Annotated in this window: 14 protein-coding genes; 7 read left to right on the plus strand and 7 right to left on the minus strand. The window is 67.1% G+C overall.

Features of this window, described 5'->3' with window-relative positions; genetic code table 11:
* Positions 1 to 19: 19 nt before the first annotated feature.
* The 4 genes from recJ to RT655_RS02010 form a co-directional block, all read right to left on the minus strand.
* A complete protein-coding gene (gene recJ / locus RT655_RS01995) occupies positions 20 to 1786 on the minus strand; it encodes a single-stranded-DNA-specific exonuclease RecJ (RefSeq protein WP_313534714.1) in 1767 nt (588 codons plus the stop codon).
* Positions 1787 to 1841: 55 nt separating this feature from the next.
* Positions 1842 to 2564: a 2OG-Fe(II) oxygenase gene (locus RT655_RS02000; protein WP_313534715.1), complete on the minus strand. Its 723-nt coding sequence runs from the start codon at positions 2562 to 2564 to the stop codon at positions 1842 to 1844.
* Positions 2565 to 2638: 74 nt separating this feature from the next.
* Positions 2639 to 3553: an RcnB family protein gene (locus RT655_RS02005; protein ID WP_313534716.1), complete on the minus strand. Its 915-nt coding sequence runs from the start codon at positions 3551 to 3553 to the stop codon at positions 2639 to 2641.
* Between the two features lie 107 nt (positions 3554 to 3660).
* On the minus strand, positions 3661 to 4134 hold the full coding sequence (locus tag RT655_RS02010) for a 2Fe-2S iron-sulfur cluster-binding protein (RefSeq protein WP_313534718.1): 474 nt from the start codon (positions 4132 to 4134) through the stop codon (positions 3661 to 3663).
* 78 nt (positions 4135 to 4212) lie between these two features.
* Here RT655_RS02010 and RT655_RS02015 point away from each other — a divergent pair, with 78 nt between their 5' ends.
* Positions 4213 to 5013, plus strand: a complete 801-nt coding sequence (locus tag RT655_RS02015) for a class III extradiol ring-cleavage dioxygenase (protein ID WP_313534719.1) — start codon at positions 4213 to 4215, stop codon at positions 5011 to 5013.
* 55 nt (positions 5014 to 5068) lie between these two features.
* Here the strand turns inward: RT655_RS02015 and RT655_RS02020 are convergent, their stop codons facing one another.
* Together RT655_RS02020 and RT655_RS02025 are read right to left on the minus strand one after the other, a co-directional pair.
* Positions 5069 to 5830: a class II aldolase/adducin family protein gene (locus RT655_RS02020; RefSeq protein WP_313534720.1), complete on the minus strand. Its 762-nt coding sequence runs from the start codon at positions 5828 to 5830 to the stop codon at positions 5069 to 5071.
* A gap of 66 nt (positions 5831 to 5896) precedes the next feature.
* On the minus strand, positions 5897 to 7324 hold the full coding sequence (locus tag RT655_RS02025) for a short-chain fatty acyl-CoA regulator family protein (RefSeq protein WP_313534721.1): 1428 nt from the start codon (positions 7322 to 7324) through the stop codon (positions 5897 to 5899).
* A 104-nt stretch (positions 7325 to 7428) separates the two neighbouring features.
* Between RT655_RS02025 and RT655_RS02030 the strand changes: the two genes are divergently transcribed.
* The 6 genes from RT655_RS02030 to RT655_RS02055 all read left to right on the plus strand — a co-directional run bounded on the left by RT655_RS02030 (position 7429) and on the right by RT655_RS02055 (position 15720).
* The gene (locus RT655_RS02030) at positions 7429 to 8955 is read left to right on the plus strand and encodes an acyl-CoA carboxylase subunit beta (RefSeq protein WP_313534722.1); all 1527 of its coding nucleotides are present in this window, start codon (positions 7429 to 7431) and stop codon (positions 8953 to 8955) included.
* Between the two features lie 23 nt (positions 8956 to 8978).
* A complete protein-coding gene (mce, locus tag RT655_RS02035) occupies positions 8979 to 9398 on the plus strand; it encodes a methylmalonyl-CoA epimerase (protein WP_313534723.1) in 420 nt (139 codons plus the stop codon).
* A gap of 141 nt (positions 9399 to 9539) precedes the next feature.
* Complete coding sequence (gene scpA, locus RT655_RS02040; RefSeq protein WP_313534724.1) at positions 9540 to 11681, plus strand: methylmalonyl-CoA mutase; 2142 nt, start codon at positions 9540 to 9542, stop codon at positions 11679 to 11681.
* Positions 11682 to 11754: 73 nt separating this feature from the next.
* Complete coding sequence (gene bioB / locus RT655_RS02045) at positions 11755 to 12765, plus strand: biotin synthase BioB (protein WP_313534725.1); 1011 nt, start codon at positions 11755 to 11757, stop codon at positions 12763 to 12765.
* A gap of 121 nt (positions 12766 to 12886) precedes the next feature.
* Entirely contained in the window at positions 12887 to 14896 is a 2010-nt protein-coding gene (locus RT655_RS02050; protein WP_313534726.1) for an acetyl/propionyl/methylcrotonyl-CoA carboxylase subunit alpha, read from the plus strand.
* Between the two features lie 167 nt (positions 14897 to 15063).
* Complete coding sequence (locus tag RT655_RS02055) at positions 15064 to 15720, plus strand: hypothetical protein (protein WP_313534727.1); 657 nt, start codon at positions 15064 to 15066, stop codon at positions 15718 to 15720.
* A gap of 3 nt (positions 15721 to 15723) precedes the next feature.
* Here the strand turns inward: RT655_RS02055 and RT655_RS02060 are convergent, their stop codons facing one another.
* Positions 15724 to 16206 carry an RNA pyrophosphohydrolase gene (locus RT655_RS02060; RefSeq protein ID WP_313534728.1) on the minus strand — a complete coding sequence of 161 codons (483 nt, stop codon included), beginning with the start codon at positions 16204 to 16206 and terminating at the stop codon, positions 15724 to 15726.
* Between the last annotated feature and the right edge of the window lie 3 nt (positions 16207 to 16209).

Here is a 16209-nt window from a genome sequence, read left to right on the forward strand (position 1 = left end):
TTCCACAGCCGTCAAGCACTCAATCGGCCCATGCTGCATCTTCGATGTGTAATTCTGCTGCTGGGCGGCTTCCCCAGGTGTCGATCTTGGCACGCCCGGCCAGCCACAGGTGGCGATGTGCAGGTGCGGAGAGCAGCGCCTGGCCCAGATCCGACTCGGCCTGGCGGAACGCAACCGCTTTCAGGCTACGCCCGTCCGCGCCCGCGACGATCGCGCGGACATGGCCGCCGGTGCCAACGACATCCGCCTTGATCACCCGCAGCGGACCCGCAGCGATTCGCGGCGCCGGCCAGCCCATCCCATAGGGCCCGCCGGCCTCCATCGCCTCCACCAGCATCGGGTTTACCCCGGCCGGGCTCAGCACGGCGTCGAGCAGCAACGCGCGTTCGCCGCGTGCAACGGCGATTCGCTCGGCAAGCCGATCCTCGAGAAACGCGGCAAGCGCCTCCACGCCCTCGGCTGCTACCGTCACGCCGCATGCCATCGCGTGTCCGCCGCCCGCGATCAGCAGCCCGGCATCCTTGGCGGCGAGCACCGCCGCACCCAGGTCTACGCCGGGGATCGACCGGCCCGAGCCCTTGCCGATCCCGTCCTCACCGAGCGCGATCACCAGTGCGGGCCTGCCGAATTTCTCCTTCAGCCGCCCGGCGACGATACCGATCACCCCGGGGTGCCAGCCATCGCCCGCGACGAGCGCGACCATCCGGTCGCCGCCGACCAGGCAAAGCGATTCGGCCGCCGCCTGCACCTCCGCTTCGATCGCGCGGCGCTCCTCGTTGAGCAGATCGAGTTCGGCGGCGATCGCGCGGGCCTCGGAAGGGTCGCGGGTGGTGAGCAGCCGCACGCCAAGATCGGACTTGCCGACGCGGCCGCCGGCGTTGATCCGCGGCCCCAGCGCGAAACCGAGATCGGTGCAGGTTGGCGCACGGGTGAGCCGCGATACCTCGATCAGCGCCGCGATGCCGATGTTGCGCCGCTGCGCCATCACCTTGAGGCCCTGCGCGACGAAGGCACGGTTGAGCCCCTTGAGCTGCGCCACGTCCGCCACCGTGCCCAACGCCACGATGTCGAGCAGGTCGAGCAGCCGCGGTTCGGCGCGCTTGGCGAAATAGCCACGCGCACGCAGCGTCCGCACCAGCGCCGCACCGAGCAGGAAGGCGACGCCGACCGCGGCGAGATGACCGTGTTCGGCGCCCTCGCCCTCATCGAGCCGGTTCGGGTTCACCAGCGCGTGGGCAACGGGAAGTTCGGTCGCGCATTTGTGATGGTCGACGACGATCACCTCGGCCTGCGCGTCGCGCGCCATTGCCAGCGCTTCGAATGCCTGTGCGCCGCAATCGACCGTGACGATCAGCCCATGGCCCTGCTGCTTGAGCCGAACGAGCGCCTCGCCCGACGGACCATAGCCTTCCATCAGTCGGTCGGGGATGTAGGGGGTCGCCTCGAGCCCGAGTTCGCGGAGCAGCAGGATCAGCAGCGCAGCGGAGGTGGCGCCGTCGACGTCGTAGTCGCCGAAGATCGCGACCTGCTCGCGCGCTTCCACGGCGTCGGCAAGGCGCTCGGCAGCGCGATCCATGTCGCGAAAGATCGATGGGTCCGGCATAAAGGCGCGGATGCTGGGGGTGCGGTGGCGCTCGAGATCGGCGCGATCGACGCCGCGGGTGAGCAGCAACTGGGTGACGAGATCGTCAGGGGCAAAACCGGGGTCGCGCGCGTCGGCGGCGAGCCCGCGCCAGCGCCAGGGCTGGCCGAGGATCGAACGGTGAACATTGAGGGCAGGGGACATGCCCCCGATGTGGCGGGGGGGTGGCCGAATGTCGAGGGCTGGCGGTTTGCCCCGCTCAGTCGGCCTCGACCACGCCCGAGCGATAGGTCTGGATCGGCGCCTTGATCCAGGCCTGCTCGCGAAACCATTTGGTGATGATGTATTTGGTGCCTTCGACCACGCGCATGCCCTCGTGCAGCGTATCGTAGTTCGGGCTGCCGTCGGCGAGCATGTTGTTCCAGATCAGCAGCATCCCCCGCTTGGGCTTGAAGCGGATGCCCGCACGCGGGAACCACGTGGCGCCGCCTTCCTCGACGGTGTTCAGATAGGCCATCGCGGTCCAGGTGCGCTGGCCGCCGGTCTCGACCATCTTGTCCCAATAGCCGCTGTCTTCGTGGAAATAGTCACAGTGCGCGCGGAACTGCTGGTTCGGCGCATAGCGCTGCCCTTGCATCGTCTCGGCATGTTCGGAGGGAATGCCGAGCAGGTCGGCGATGCGGTCGTCGATCGATTGGATGTCGGGCGACCAGCGATACAGGTCCGAGCTGTGGCTGGTGCGATAGTCGGGGTCGTCGGTGGCGGCGAGCAGCGTCGAGGGACGGGCATTGCTGTCGATCAGCGCCATCAGCATGTCGCACTCGGCATCGCTGAAGAAGTCGGGATAGGTATAGACCTGCGCGAGCTCGACCTTGGCGCGGCGCACGTTCGGGTTCGCCTCCAGTCGCGCCGCGACCTCGCGGCCGATCCTTGCCCGTTCGGGGGAGGGCGATCCCTTGCTGTTGGGGTTGCTCTTGCTCACGGCGCAACTCTTTGCCCCGTGCTTCGCCGAATGCAAGCGCAAGGGGCCGGCATCGCTGCCGGCCCCTGTCTTGCTCACCAGAAGATGCCGTAGATCACGTCGACCACTTGGCCGCTATCGACGTCCACCAGCAGCGCGTCGTCATAATAGCGGACCCAGCGATACGGTCCCCAGACCTCCGGCAGGCGATAGGCGTAAGGATCGCTGATCCAATATTGCTGCGCGAACAGGAAGCTGTCGAGCCGGTAGCCGACCGAGAAGCGACGATATCCATAGCTCCAGCGCGCCGGCGGATAATAGCGCGGCAGGCGGTAGAGACTGCGGTTATAGTCGCGATAGCCACGCCAATCGTAGCGATTGTCGTTGCGCCAGCCATTGTTCCACACGCCGCGATCGCCACGCCAGCGACCGCCGCGATCCCAGTCGCGGCGGTCGTTCCAGCCGCGATTGCCGTCGCGGCGGTCCCAGTCGCGGGCGCCGTTCCACTGCCCGCGCGAGCGATCGTCCCAGCGGCGGTCCTGCCAGGCTTGCGGATTGCGGACGTCGCCGCGGTTCTGCCAATCCGGACGCTGCCCGCCGCGCCAGTCGCGCTGCGGCTGGGCCGGATTTTGCGTGCCCTGCGGCTGCTGGAAGGCGGGGCGGGGTTGCCCGTCGGGCCGGCGCCACTCGCCGCGATCCATCGCCTGGGGCGCACCTTGCGGGCGTTGCCAGCCGGGGTTGCCCTGCGGACGCTGCCAATTGCCGCGATCCTGGGGCTGACCTTGCGGGCGCTGCCAATTGCCGCGATCCTGCGGCTGCGCCTGGGGCTGTGCCTGCGGCGTCCCCTGCTGGCGCTGCCAGCCCTGGCCACCCTGGCCGCCCTGCGGACGGAAATTGTCGGGGCGCATCCAGCCGCCATTGCCGCGATGCTCGCCGCGCTCCTGCGCGATGGCAGCGGCGGGAACCAGCGCAGTCGCGGCTGCGATCGCCGCCAACAGCATCCTCTTCATCGAACCATTCTCCGGTGGCAGCGGCGAAGTCGCCGTGCCGATGCTGCCTGAATACGCGCCCGACGCTGAGCGGGTTCTGAATTGCACTGACAGCAGATTGAAAGCATTCAGGCGTCGTCGGCCGGGTCGCCGCGGGCGATGCGCGCCGCATCCTGGATCGCCGCCACCAGCCGCGGATAGATGCCGCAGCGGCAGATATTGGGGATGCCCTGGCGGATGTCTTCCTCCGACGGGTTGCGATTGGTGCGGATCAACACCGATGCCGCCATCACCATGCCGGGGATGCAATAGCCGCACTGGACGAGGTTGGCGGCGAGAAAGGCCTGCTGCACCGGATGGCCGCGATCGGGCGATAGACCCTCGATCGTGGTGACGAACGTGCCTTCGATCGCGCCGATCGTCTCGCGGCAGGCGAGCCGGGCGGCGCCGTCGATATCGACGGTGCAGGCGCCGCAATCGCCGGTGCCGCAGCCATATTTGGTGCCGGTGAGGTTGGAGGCGTCGCGCAAGGCCCAGAGCAGGGGCGTCTGCGGATCCATATCGTACTGGACCGGCTGGTTGTTGACGGTGAACCGAGTCATGGCGGCGACCCTAGCGGGAAACGACCGGTTTCCGAAACCGGCATTGTCGAGGGACAGGCCGTCGGCGACATTGCCGACATGACCTTACCCGCACTCTTCATCCCGCATGGCGGCGGCCCCTGCTTCTTCATGGACCCTGCCGGCGGGCCGCCCGATCCGATGTGGCGCCCGATGCAGGCCTATCTCGCCGGGCTGATCGAAAGCCTGCCCGAGCGGCCGCGTGCGATCCTGCTCGTCTCCGGGCATTGGGAGGAGCGCGACGTTACCGTGCATGTCGGCAACGGCCAGCCGTTGCTGTTCGACTATCACGGCTTCCCCGAGCACACCTACCACCTGCACTGGGATGCCCCCGGCGCGCCGGAGGTGGCGCTGCGGGCCAAGGTGCTGCTCGAAGGCGCCGGCTTCCCCACCGGGGTCGAGCGCGAGCGCGGCTGGGACCACGGCGTGTTCATTCCGATGAAGGTCGCGGTACCGGATGCCGACATCCCGCTCGTGCAACTGTCGCTGCGGGCGGACCTCGACCCTGCCGCGCATGTCGCGATCGGCAAGGCACTGGCGCCATTGCGCGAGGAGGGCGTGCTGATCGTCGGCTCGGGCATGAGCTTCCACAATCTGCGCGTCCGCGGCCCCCAGGCGACGCCCTATGCCGATGCCTGGGACGCCGCGCTGGTCGACGCCGTCACCGATCCCGCTCCTGCGCGCCGCGAGGCCCGGATCATCGCCTGGCGCGACCTGCCCTATGCGGAGTTCGCCCATCCGCGCGAGGAGCACCTGCTGCCGCTGATGGTCGCGCTCGGCGCTGGTGGCGAGAGTCCCGCCGTCTGCGACTATCGGGACCATGTGCTCGGCTGGGCGGTGAGCGGCTTCCGCTTCGGATGAGCATTTTCTAGTCGCCCGCATGCGGGCGACGGCTCGGAAAATGGGTTGAAAGCTATTAGTCCCGCCAGCTGCGGTCGGTGCGGTCGACCAGCCGCACCATCGCCGCGAAGTCCGCTGCACCCGGGCCGCCGGGCACCTGCGCCATGTGCACGTCGCGCTGGTGGACGGCGACAACCTCGGGCGAAATCTCGATCGGCCTGCCCATGCTCATAGTCGCGACCTGGATCTCGCAGGCGCGCTGGAGCGCCCAGTGCTTGACGAACGCCTCGGGCAGCGTGCGTCCCATGGCGAGGATGCCGTGGTTGCGCAGCAGCATCACCCGCTTGTCGCCGAGATGCGCAAGCAGCCGCTCGCCTTCCTCGTCGCGGACGGTGACGCCTTCGAAATCATGGTAGGCGATCTGGCCGATGAAGTTGCACGCGTAGAAATTGGTCGGACGCAGCCCGCCTTCGAGCGACGCGACCGCCATCCCCGCGGTGGTGTGGCTGTGCATGATGCAGTGCGCATCCGGCAGATGCCGGTGGAACAGCGCATGCTGCACGAAGCCGGCACGGTTCACCGGATAGGGCGAGTCGTCCAGCTTGTTGCCGTCGATGTCGATCTTAACGAGATTCGAGGCCTTCACCTCGCTGAAATGCAGCCCGAACGGGTTGATCAGGAACGCGCCTTCCTGGTCGGGCAGCTTCACCGTGATGTGATTGTAGATCATCTCGGACCAGCCGAGCATGTCGAACACGCGGTAGCAGGCGGCGAGCTGCTGGCGCGCCTCCCACTCGGCGTCGCTGACCTGCGGACTGGGGGCGAGCGCGGTTGCCATGGCACCTCTCCAAATTTCTGTTTTCGAGCTTCGGGTATGCCATGAAGCGGGAGGGCGCCGCAAGCGTCAGCGGAAGCCGTAGGGCACCGCGCGGCGGCGATCGGGATCGATCTCGATCACCGATCCGGCGGGCGGGAAGGCGCGCTGGTCGCAGTCGAGCCGAGGGCAGATGCGGCACGAGGCGCCGATCGGCGTCGCGGCGCCGCCGGTGCGCAGCGCATCGGCATAGACGAAGTCGGCGGCATGCCCCTCCTCGCAGCCCAGCGCCACGGCATAGCGGCGCGGCGGTCGGGTGAAGCTGCCCGAGGGTTTCACCAGCCCCTTGGCCATCGAGACGTAACGGGTGCCGTCCGGCATCTCGGCGAGCTGGACCAGGATGCGGTCTGGGATCGCCACCGCCTCATGGACGATCCACAAGGGGCAGGCGCCGCCCAGCGCGGCGAACTGCAGCCGGGTGGCCGAGTGCCGCTTGGTGATGTTGCCCGCCATGTCGACCCGGCAGAAGAACACCGGCAGCCCCTGCGCACCGGGACGCTGCAGCGTCGAGAGCCGATGGCACGCCTGCTCGAAGCTCACCCCGAAGCGCTGGCGGAGGCGATCGATGTCGTGGCGGACTTCATAGGCGGCGGCGCGGAAGCGGCCATAGGGCATCAGCAGCGCCCCCGCGGCATAGTTGGCGAGGCCGACGCTCAGCAGTTCGCGCGCGGCCGGCGAGGCGAGCCCGGCGCGATCGATCACCAGCCGCATCTCGTTGGCGAACTCGTAGCGGACCAGCCGGTGCGCGAGCAGAAAGGCGCGGCTTTCCGGGGGCAGGGCATGGTTTAGCGCCAGCGTCCGCGCGCTCTCGTCGAACCGGCTGAGCTCGCTGCCGTCGCCCTGCGCGCCGATCACGCGAACGCCGTGCCACAGCCGCAGCCGATCCTCGAAGGCGCGCACCACATTGTCGTCATCGAGCGCGAGTGCATCGGCCAACAGCTCCGCCGACCGGTCGATCGCGTCGATGTAATTGCCCTCGGCCTGGAACCAGTCGCGCACCTCTTCCCAGGGCAGTGGGGCGGCGTCGCCCGAGCCGGTGTCGAACCGGTCGTCGAGCACGCGCAGCTGCTCCTGGCTGCGGCGATAGGCGTCGTGCAGCGCGACCATCCGGCGGGCGAGCAGCGGCTGTTGTTCGATGCCGCGACGCACATCGGCCTCGTCGATCCGGTCGGCGGCCACGCTGCTGTCGGTCGCCGCGTCGATCGCGCGGAGTAGCGCCGCGGTGCCGCCCTCGCCGTTGATCTCGGCGGCCTCCACCGGGAATTCGCGGGCGAGCGCCAGCAGTACGCCGTCGGTGATCGGCCGGTCGTTGTTTTCAATCTGCGAGAGGTAGGAGACGGAGATTCCCAGCCGCTGCGCCATCCCGGCCTGGGGGATGTTCAGGCGACGACGCAGCTCGCGCAGGCGAAACCCTTCGAACAGGCGGCGGCGGGGCAGGGGCAAGAGCTGGCTGGCCATGGGTTCGCATAGTCTGCAAACCCTCGCCCCGCAACTTTGCAACATTGCATTTGCGAAGCCGGCATGGCCCGGTGCACAAGCCGCGTCCACGGAGAGAGATGCCGATGTCGTCGACGATCGAAGAATTGGAACGCCGTCGTGCCGCTGCCCGTGTGGGCGGCGGCCAGAAGCGGATCGACGCACAGCATGCCAAGGGAAAGCTGACCGCCCGCGAGCGGCTCGACGTGCTGCTCGACCAGGGCAGCTTCGAGGAGCTCGACATGTATGTCGAGCATAACTGCACCGATTTCGGGATGCAGGACCAGGTCGTTCCCGGCGACGGCGTGGTCACCGGCTCGGGCACGATCAACGGCCGCCTGGTCTTCGTGTTCAGCCAGGATTTCACCGTGTTCGGCGGTTCGCTCTCCGAGCGGCACGCGCAAAAGATCTGCAAGATCATGGACATGGCGATGAAGGTCGGCGCGCCCGTGATCGGCCTCAACGACAGCGGCGGCGCGCGGATCCAGGAGGGCGTCGCCTCGCTCGGCGGCTATGCCGAGGTGTTCCAGCGCAATGTGCTGGCCTCGGGCGTGGTGCCGCAACTCAGCCTGATCATGGGGCCCTGCGCCGGCGGCGCGGTCTATAGCCCCGCAATGACGGACTTCATCTTCATGGTGAAGGATTCGTCCTACATGTTCGTCACCGGCCCGGATGTAGTGAAGACCGTTACCAACGAGATCGTCACGCAGGAGGAACTGGGTGGAGCGGTGACGCATACCACGAAGTCGGGGGTCGCTGACGTGGCCTTCGAGAATGATATCGAGGCGCTACTCGCGGCCCGCGACTTCGTGGACTTCCTTCCGGCCTCGAACCGCGAGGCGCCGCCCGAGCGGCCCTGCGACGATCCCTGGGATCGGATCGACGAGAGCCTCGACACGATCATCCCGCCCAGTGCCAACCAGCCCTACGACATGCACGAGCTGATCCGGAAGACGCTGGACGAAGGCGAGTTCTTCGAGCTGCAGCCCGCCCATGCCGGCAATATCCTGATCGGTTTCGGCCGGATCGAGGGGCGCACGGTGGGCGTGGTTGCGAACCAACCGATGGTGCTGGCCGGATGCCTCGACATCAACGCGTCGAAGAAGGCCGCCCGCTTCGTGCGCTTCTGCGATGCGTTCGAGATCCCGATCGTCACCTTCGTCGACGTGCCGGGCTTCCTGCCGGGGGTCGGTCAGGAGCATTCGGGCATCATCAAGCACGGCGCCAAGCTGCTGTTCGCCTATGCCGAGGCGACGGTGCCCAAGATCACGGTGATCACCCGCAAGGCCTATGGCGGCGCCTATGACGTGATGGCGTCGAAGCATCTGCGCGGCGACCTCAACTATGCCTGGCCGACCGCCGAGATTGCGGTGATGGGTGCCAAGGGCGCGGTGGAGATCATCTTCCGGGGCAGAACGCCCGAGGAGATCGCCGAACGCACCGCCGAATATGAAGCGCGATTCGCCAACCCGTTCGTGGCGGCGAGCAAGGGCTTTGTCGACGAGGTTATCCTGCCGCACTCGACGCGGCGGCGGATCGCGCTGGGCTTGCGCAAGCTGCGGAACAAGCAGCTCGAAAACCCGTGGAAGAAGCACGACAACATCCCGCTGTGATGCGGCGCTGATCAAGGACCAAGATGAAGCTCGGCCGTCTCAACCATGTCGGCGTTGCGACGCCGTCGATCGAAGCCTCGATCGCTTTCTACCGCGACGTGATGGGCGCGGAGGTGGTCCGCAAGCCCTTCGACCTGCCCGCGCAGGGGGTGAAGGTGTGCTTCGTCGACACGCCCAACAGCCAGATCGAGCTGATCGAGCCGCTGGGCGAGGCCTCACCGATTCATGGCTTTCTCGCCAAAAACCCGGCGGGCGGGCAGCATCATCTCTGCTACGAGGTGTCCGATATTCACGAAGCCAAGGCCTGGTTCGAGGCCAAGGGCTGCAAGGTGCTCGGCGAGCCGCGCATCGGGGCGCATGGCACGCCGATCTTCTTCGTCCATCCGAAGGACATGGGCGGCATCCTTACCGAGATCATGGAGAGCCCGCGTGATGCGCATTGATCGCTTCGTCTCCCTCTCCCGCCTGCGGGAGAGGGTTGGGGTGAGGGTGACCAGGAGCGTGGTGTTCCGGTCGCCCGCACACACCCTCACCCTTCCGGCGCTTTGCGCCTCCCTTCCTCTCCCGCAGGCGGGAGAGGGAATGTGAGCGACAAACCCACGCTCGACCAATGGTCCGCCGCCGCTTCCAAGGAAGTGAAGGGCAAGGACCTTACTTGGGAAACGCCGGAAGGTATTCCGGTCAAGCCCCTGTATACGCAAGAGGATGTAGTGGGTGTCGATCCCGGGCTGCCCGGGTTCGCGCCCTTCACCCGCGGTGTGCGCGCCTCGATGTACGCCGGCCGCCCCTGGACCATCCGCCAGTACGCCGGCTTTTCCACCGCCGAGGAGTCCAACGCCTTCTACCGCCGCAACCTCGCCGCGGGACAGAAGGGCCTGTCGGTCGCCTTCGATCTCGCGACGCATCGTGGCTATGACAGCGATCACCCGCGCGTGGTCGGCGACGTCGGCAAGGCCGGCGTGGCGATCGACAGCGTCGAGGACATGAAGATCCTGTTCGACGGCATCCCGCTCGACCAAATGTCGGTCTCGATGACGATGAACGGCGCGGTGATCCCGGTGCTCGCCTTCTTCATCGTCGCGGGCGAGGAGCAGGGGGTTCCGCAGGAGAAGCTGGAAGGCACGATCCAGAACGACATCCTCAAGGAGTTCATGGTTCGGAACACCTACATATACCCACCGGAACCGAGCATGCGGATCATCTCAGACATTTTCGCCTATACCAGTGCGAAGATGCCGAAATTCAACAGCATTTCCATTTCCGGCTACCATATGCAGGAAGCCGGCGCGAGCCAGGTGCAGGAGCTGGCCTTTACCATCGCCGACGGCATGGAATATGTGAAATACGGCGTCGCTTCGGGCCTCGATATCGACAAGTTCGCCGGCCGGCTGAGCTTCTTCTTCGCAATCGGTATGAACTTCTTCATGGAAGTGGCCAAGCTGCGGGCTGCGCGGGTGTTGTGGCACCGGGTGATGACACAGCTCGGCGCGCAGGACGAGCGCTCGAAGATGCTGCGCACGCACTGCCAGACCTCGGGCGTGTCGCTCACCGAGCAGGACCCGTACAACAACGTCATCCGTACCACGATCGAGGCAATGGCGGCGATGCTCGGCGGCACCCAGAGCCTCCACACCAACGCGCTCGACGAGGCGATCGCGCTGCCGACCGACTTCTCCGCCCGCATCGCCCGCAACACCCAGATCGTGCTGCAGGAAGAGACGGGGATGACCAAGGTCGTCGATCCGCTGGGCGGCAGCTATTATGTCGAAAGCCTCACCCAGAGCCTGGTCGACAAGGCCTGGGAGATCATCGAGCGCGTCGAGGCCGAGGGCGGCATGGCCAAGGCAGTCGCTGCGGGCTGGCCCAAGGCGATGATCGAGGAAGCCGCCGCTGCCCGCCAGGCGCGGGTGGATCGGGGAGAGGACGTGATCGTCGGGGTCAACAAGTATCGGCTGGCCAGCGAGGATCTGCTCGAAACGCTCGAGGTGGACAATGCCGCAGTGCGCGAAGGCCAGATCGCGCGCATCCAGCGCGTCAAGGCGGCGCGCGACCAGGCCGCGTGCCAGGCGGCGCTTGACGCGCTGCGTGACGGCGCCAGGGGCGGCGGCAATCTGCTGGAGCTGGCCGTCGTGGCGGCACGTGCCCGCGCGACGCTCGGCGAGATCAGCGCGGCCATGGAAGACGTGTTCGCGCGCTACGCCACCCAGCCGACGCCGGTGAAGGGCGTCTATGGCGCGCCCTATGCGGAAGATGCACGCTGGGCCGAAGTGGTGCGCGGGGTCGAGGCGGTCGAGCGCCGGCTGGGCCGCAAGCCGCGGCTGCTCGTCGCCAAGATGGGCCAGGACGGGCATGATCGCGGCGCCAATGTCATCGCCTCGGCCTTTTCGGACCTTGGATTCGAGGTGGTCAGCGGGCCGCTGTTCCAGACGCCCGAGGAAACCGTGGTGCTGGCGCTCGAAAGCAATGTCGACGTCGTCGGCGCCTCCAGCCTCGCGGCAGGGCACAAGACGCTGATCCCCGAGCTGATCCGCGGACTGCGCGGGGCGGGTCGAAACGATATCAAGGTGATCGCCGGCGGCGTGATACCGCCGCAGGACTACGAGACGCTGCGCGCGGCGGGGGTGCAGGGCATCTATGGCCCGGGCTCGAACGTCGTCGAATGCGCCGCCGACGTGCTGCGCCTGCTCGGCCACAACATGCCACCGCTGGACGCCGCTGTCGCGTGACCATGCTGCCCTTTTACGCCGACGCCTCCACCCGCTATGCCGGGCGGCGTAACCGAAGTCCGGAGTTGATTGCTTGACCCTCGAAACCTCCCTTGCCCGCACCGACTGGACCCGCGACGAGATCGCCGCGCTGTTCGACCTGCCGTTCACCGAGCTCGTGTTCCGCGCCGCCGAAGTGCATCGCGCCAACCATCCGGCGAACCAGGTCCAGCGCTCGACGCTCCTCTCGATCAAGACCGGCGGCTGCCCCGAGGATTGCGGCTATTGCAGCCAGTCGGTGTCTGCCGATACCGGGCTCAAGGCGACCAAGCTGATGGATCCGCGCGCGGTGCTGCAGGCGGCGGCGCAGGCCAAGGACCATGGCTCGACCCGCTTCTGCATGGGCGCCGCGTGGCGCAACCCCAAGGACCGCGACATGGGCGCCATCGTCGAGATGGTGAAGGGCGTCCGCGCGATGGGCATGGAAACCTGCATGACGCTGGGCATGCTCACCGATGCGCAGGCCAAGACGCTCGCCGATGCCGGGCTCGATTACTACAACCACAATATCGATACGTCGCCCGAGCGCTATGGCGAGGTGATCACCACCCGCAGCTTCGAGGAGCGGCTGGAGACGCTGGAGCATGTCCGCGAGGCGGGCATCAATGTGTGCTGCGGCGGCATCGTCGGCATGGGCGAGACGCGCGGTGATCGGGTGGGCTTCATCCATGCGCTCGCCACGCTTCCGGTGCATCCGGGCAGCGTGCCGGTCAACGCGCTGGTGCCGGTGAAGGGCACGGTGCTGGGCGACATGCTCGCCGACACGCCGCTCGCCAAGATCGACGATATCGAATTCGTCCGCACGGTTGCCGTTGCGCGCATCACCATGCCGCGCTCGATGGTCCGCCTCTCGGCCGGCCGCGAGAGCATGAGCGACGCGACCCAGGCGCTCTGCTTCCTGGCGGGCGCCAATTCGATCTTCACCGGCGACAAGCTGCTGACCGCAGGCAATGCCGGCGACGACAAGGACGCCGCGCTGTTCGCGCGCCTCGGCATCACGCCGATGGCCGCGGAGTGCAAGGTGGAGCGGGAGGCGGCGGAGTAAGCCTTCCGGCCGGTCTCCATGATCTCCGGATCTCTCAGGAGATCCCGCTGCCTGAAAGACACAAGAAGCGAACCCTCGGCGCAAAGCCGAGGTGACGGGAAGTAGGAATCGAGAGGACCTGATGTTCAAGAAAATCCTCGTCGCCAACCGTGGCGAAATCGCGTGCCGGGTGATGCGGACGGCCAAGAAGATGGGCATCGCCACGGTCGCGGTCTATTCGGATGCGGATGCCCGTGCGCCGCATGTGCGGATGGCGGACGAGGCGGTGCGGCTCGGGCCCGCGCCGGCGGCGGAGAGCTATCTCCGCGCGGACCTGATCCTGCTCGCCGCCAAGGAAACCGGTGCCGACGCGATCCATCCCGGCTATGGCTTCCTCTCCGAGCGCGAGAGCTTCGCCAAGGCCTGCGCGGAGGCCGGCATCGCCTTTGTCGGTCCGCCGCCGGGTGCGATCGCGGCGATGGGCGACAAGATCGAATCGAAGAAACTCGCCAAGGAAGCGGGGGTGAACGTCGTTCCGGGCTTCCTGGGCGAGATCGCCGATACCGAGCATGCGGTGCGGATCGCGACCGAGATAGGCTATCCGGTGATGATGAAGGCTTCGGCCGGCGGCGGCGGCAAGGGCATGCGGCTTGCCTGGAACGAACGGGACGTGCGCGAAGGCTTCGAGCCGACCAAGCGCGAGGGGCTGGCCAGCTTCGGCGACGACCGCGTGTTCATCGAGAAGTTCATCGAGAGCCCGCGCCATATCGAAATCCAGCTGCTGGGCGACCAGCACGGCAATATCGTCTACCTCAACGAGCGCGAATGCTCGATCCAGCGCCGCCACCAGAAGGTCGTCGAGGAGGCACCGTCGCCCTTCGTGACGCCCGCAATGCGCAAGGCGATGGGCGAGCAGGCCGTCGCACTGGCGCGAGCGGTCGGCTATTATAGCGCGGGCACGGTCGAGCTGATCGTCTCGGGCGCCGACAAGACCGGACAGGGCTTCTACTTCCTCGAGATGAACACCCGGCTCCAGGTGGAGCATCCGGTTACCGAGGCGATCACGGGGCTCGACCTGGTCGAGCAGATGATCCGCGTGGCCGCCGGCGAAAAGCTCGCGTTCGGCCAGGACGAGGTGAAGCTCAACGGCTGGGCGATCGAGAACCGCGTCTATGCCGAGGATCCCTATCGCGGCTTCCTGCCGAGCACCGGCCGGCTGGTGCGGTACCGGCCGCCGACGGCTGAGAATGCGGGGCAGGGCTATGTCCGCGTAGACGACGGCGTGACCGAGGGCTCCGAAATCAGCATGTTCTACGATCCGATGATCGCCAAGCTGATCACTTGGGCGCCGACCCGCGACCAAGCCGCCGACCTGCAGGTGGGCGCGCTCGACCGCTTCCGGATCGACGGCATCGGCCACAATATCGATTTCCTGTCCGCGATCATGCAGCACCCGCGCTTCCGCTCGGGCGAGCTCACCACCGGCTTCATCGCCGAGGAATATCCCGAAGGGTTCCACGGTGCGCCCGCGGACGAAACGCTAGTGCGCCGCTTGGCGGCCGTTGCGGTGGTGCTCGACCTCGCAAGGACTGCACGGGCCGCGGAAATCTCCGGCCAGCTCGGCGCGGTAGCCCTTTCCACCGAACGTTCCGTGCGGATCGGCGAGCACCGATTCGACGTGACGGTCGACGGCTGCGACACCGGGCTGCTGGTCAACCTGTCGAGCGACACGCCGCCGCTGGAAGTTTCCGGCCATTGGCGCGCGGGGGATCCGCAATTCTTTGCCCGCATCGACGGCGAAGCCTTCGCCACGGCGGTCGATCGCACCCGCTCCGGCTGGAAGCTGACCGCGCACGGCGCCGCGCACCTCGTTGAGGTGTTGCCGCCGCATGTTGCACAATATCGCGCGCACATGATCGAGAAGGTGCCGCCCGACATGAGCCGCTTCCTGCTGGCACCGATGCCGGGGCTGCTCACCCGGTTGCATGTCCAACCCGGCGATCAGGTCGAGGCAGGGCAGGCGCTGGCGGTGATCGAGGCGATGAAGATGGAGAACATCCTTCGTGCCGAGCGCGCCGGCACCGTCAAGCATGCCCATTTCGAACCCGGTGACAGTCTGGCGGTGGATGCCGCGATCCTCGAATTCGAGTGACGTGGATCGACGAAGTCTCACATCGATACGGTACCGGTCCGACTTATCGGTTGCGCCGGTCTCCTTTCCGGGCTTGTGGCGTACGGGAAACTCGTGTCTCAATCGCGGTACACACGGCATGACCGCCGGTTTACCCCGACGACCGCAAGCCCCCAAAGGAAGGCAACGTGCAGGAAGAGGATGGCTTCACCCGCTGGATAGAGGCGTGCGCGGCGGGCGAACTGCTCGGTATCGGCGCGGCGGCCTTGTGGTGGGTTACCGTCGATCGCTTTGATCCGGTTCCGGTCGGCGCCACCGCCGAATGGATGGTCTTCATCGCCAAGGCACTGAGCGGATTGATCCAGGGCCTGACGCTGGGGCTGCTGCAGGGCTGGGCGCTGCGGCGGCAGTTTCCGGCACTCGATCTCCGGGCGTGGGTGGCGGCGACAACGCTCGTCGGCCTCCTCGTCTGGTCGATCGGCGCCTGGTACGCGGTGTTTCCGCCGCTCGACGGCGACCCGCTGCTGCCGCCGGTGGAGACGTTGTTCCAGACGGCCGTCGCCGCTGCCGGTTTCGGCCTCGGCCTTGGGGTGCTGTTCGGTGCGGCGCAGGCCGTGATATTGTACCGCGCGGCCGGCCAGGTGCATTGGTGGGTGGCGGTCAACGCGATCGGCTGGGGCGCGGCGCTGCCGTGCATCTACGTCGCCGCTTCGGTGGGCAGTGCGGAGCCGAGCAGCCTCGAGATCGCCGTTCGCGGACTGGTGGGCGGGATCGTCTCCGGCGTCGTGCTGGGCACGATCACCGGCCTGTCCTTCGCGGTGATGCCGGCGCGCCGAAGGGCCTGATCGCTATCGACCGAGATGCGGCGCGAACAATTCCAACAGCCGCGTGTAAAGTGCCCGCTTGAACGGCACGATCAGTTCCGGAAGCTCGGCGGGCGCCGACCAGCGCCAGGCGCGAAATTCGGGATGTGCCGTCGCGATATCGATATCGCCGTCTTCACCCAGAAAGCGCAGCAGGAACCAGCGCTGGCGCTGGCCGCGCCATTTGCCTTTCCACACCTTGCCGATCAGATCGTCGGGAAGATCGTACTGTAATTCCTCTGGCGCCTCGGCGATCAGTTCGGCATGGTGCCGCGCGACGCCGGTCTCTTCCCAAAGCTCGCGGAAGGCGGCTTCGAGCGCGTCCTCGCCGGGGTCGATCCCGCCCTGCGGCATCTGCCAGGCCTCCAGCGTCGAATCGAGCCGCTGGCCGACGAACACGCGGCCGTCACGGTTGAGCAGCATGACGCCGGCGCAGGGGCGATAGGGAAGCGAAGCAAGATCGGTCATGCC

The sequence above is a fragment of the Sphingomonas sp. genome (assembly GCF_032114135.1).
GTDB lineage: Bacteria > Pseudomonadota > Alphaproteobacteria > Sphingomonadales > Sphingomonadaceae > Sphingomonas.

What these genes read in the sequence shown, in the direction of transcription:
- RT655_RS02025 (WP_313534721.1), bottom strand. Translation starts at nt 7,324, where the DNA reads ATGGCCAGCCAGCTCTTGCCCCTGCCCCGCCGCCGCCTGTTCGAAGGG.
- RT655_RS02010 (WP_313534718.1), bottom strand. Translation starts at nt 4,134, where the DNA reads ATGACTCGGTTCACCGTCAACAACCAGCCGGTCCAGTACGATATGGAT.
- RT655_RS02030 (WP_313534722.1), top strand. Translation starts at nt 7,429, where the DNA reads ATGTCGTCGACGATCGAAGAATTGGAACGCCGTCGTGCCGCTGCCCGT.
- mce (WP_313534723.1), top strand. Translation starts at nt 8,979, where the DNA reads ATGAAGCTCGGCCGTCTCAACCATGTCGGCGTTGCGACGCCGTCGATC.
- RT655_RS02005 (WP_313534716.1), bottom strand. Translation starts at nt 3,553, where the DNA reads ATGAAGAGGATGCTGTTGGCGGCGATCGCAGCCGCGACTGCGCTGGTT.
- RT655_RS02050 (WP_313534726.1), top strand. Translation starts at nt 12,887, where the DNA reads ATGTTCAAGAAAATCCTCGTCGCCAACCGTGGCGAAATCGCGTGCCGG.
- recJ (WP_313534714.1), bottom strand. Translation starts at nt 1,786, where the DNA reads ATGTCCCCTGCCCTCAATGTTCACCGTTCGATCCTCGGCCAGCCCTGG.
- RT655_RS02015 (WP_313534719.1), top strand. Translation starts at nt 4,213, where the DNA reads ATGACCTTACCCGCACTCTTCATCCCGCATGGCGGCGGCCCCTGCTTC.
- RT655_RS02060 (WP_313534728.1), bottom strand. Translation starts at nt 16,206, where the DNA reads ATGACCGATCTTGCTTCGCTTCCCTATCGCCCCTGCGCCGGCGTCATG.
- RT655_RS02020 (WP_313534720.1), bottom strand. Translation starts at nt 5,830, where the DNA reads ATGGCAACCGCGCTCGCCCCCAGTCCGCAGGTCAGCGACGCCGAGTGG.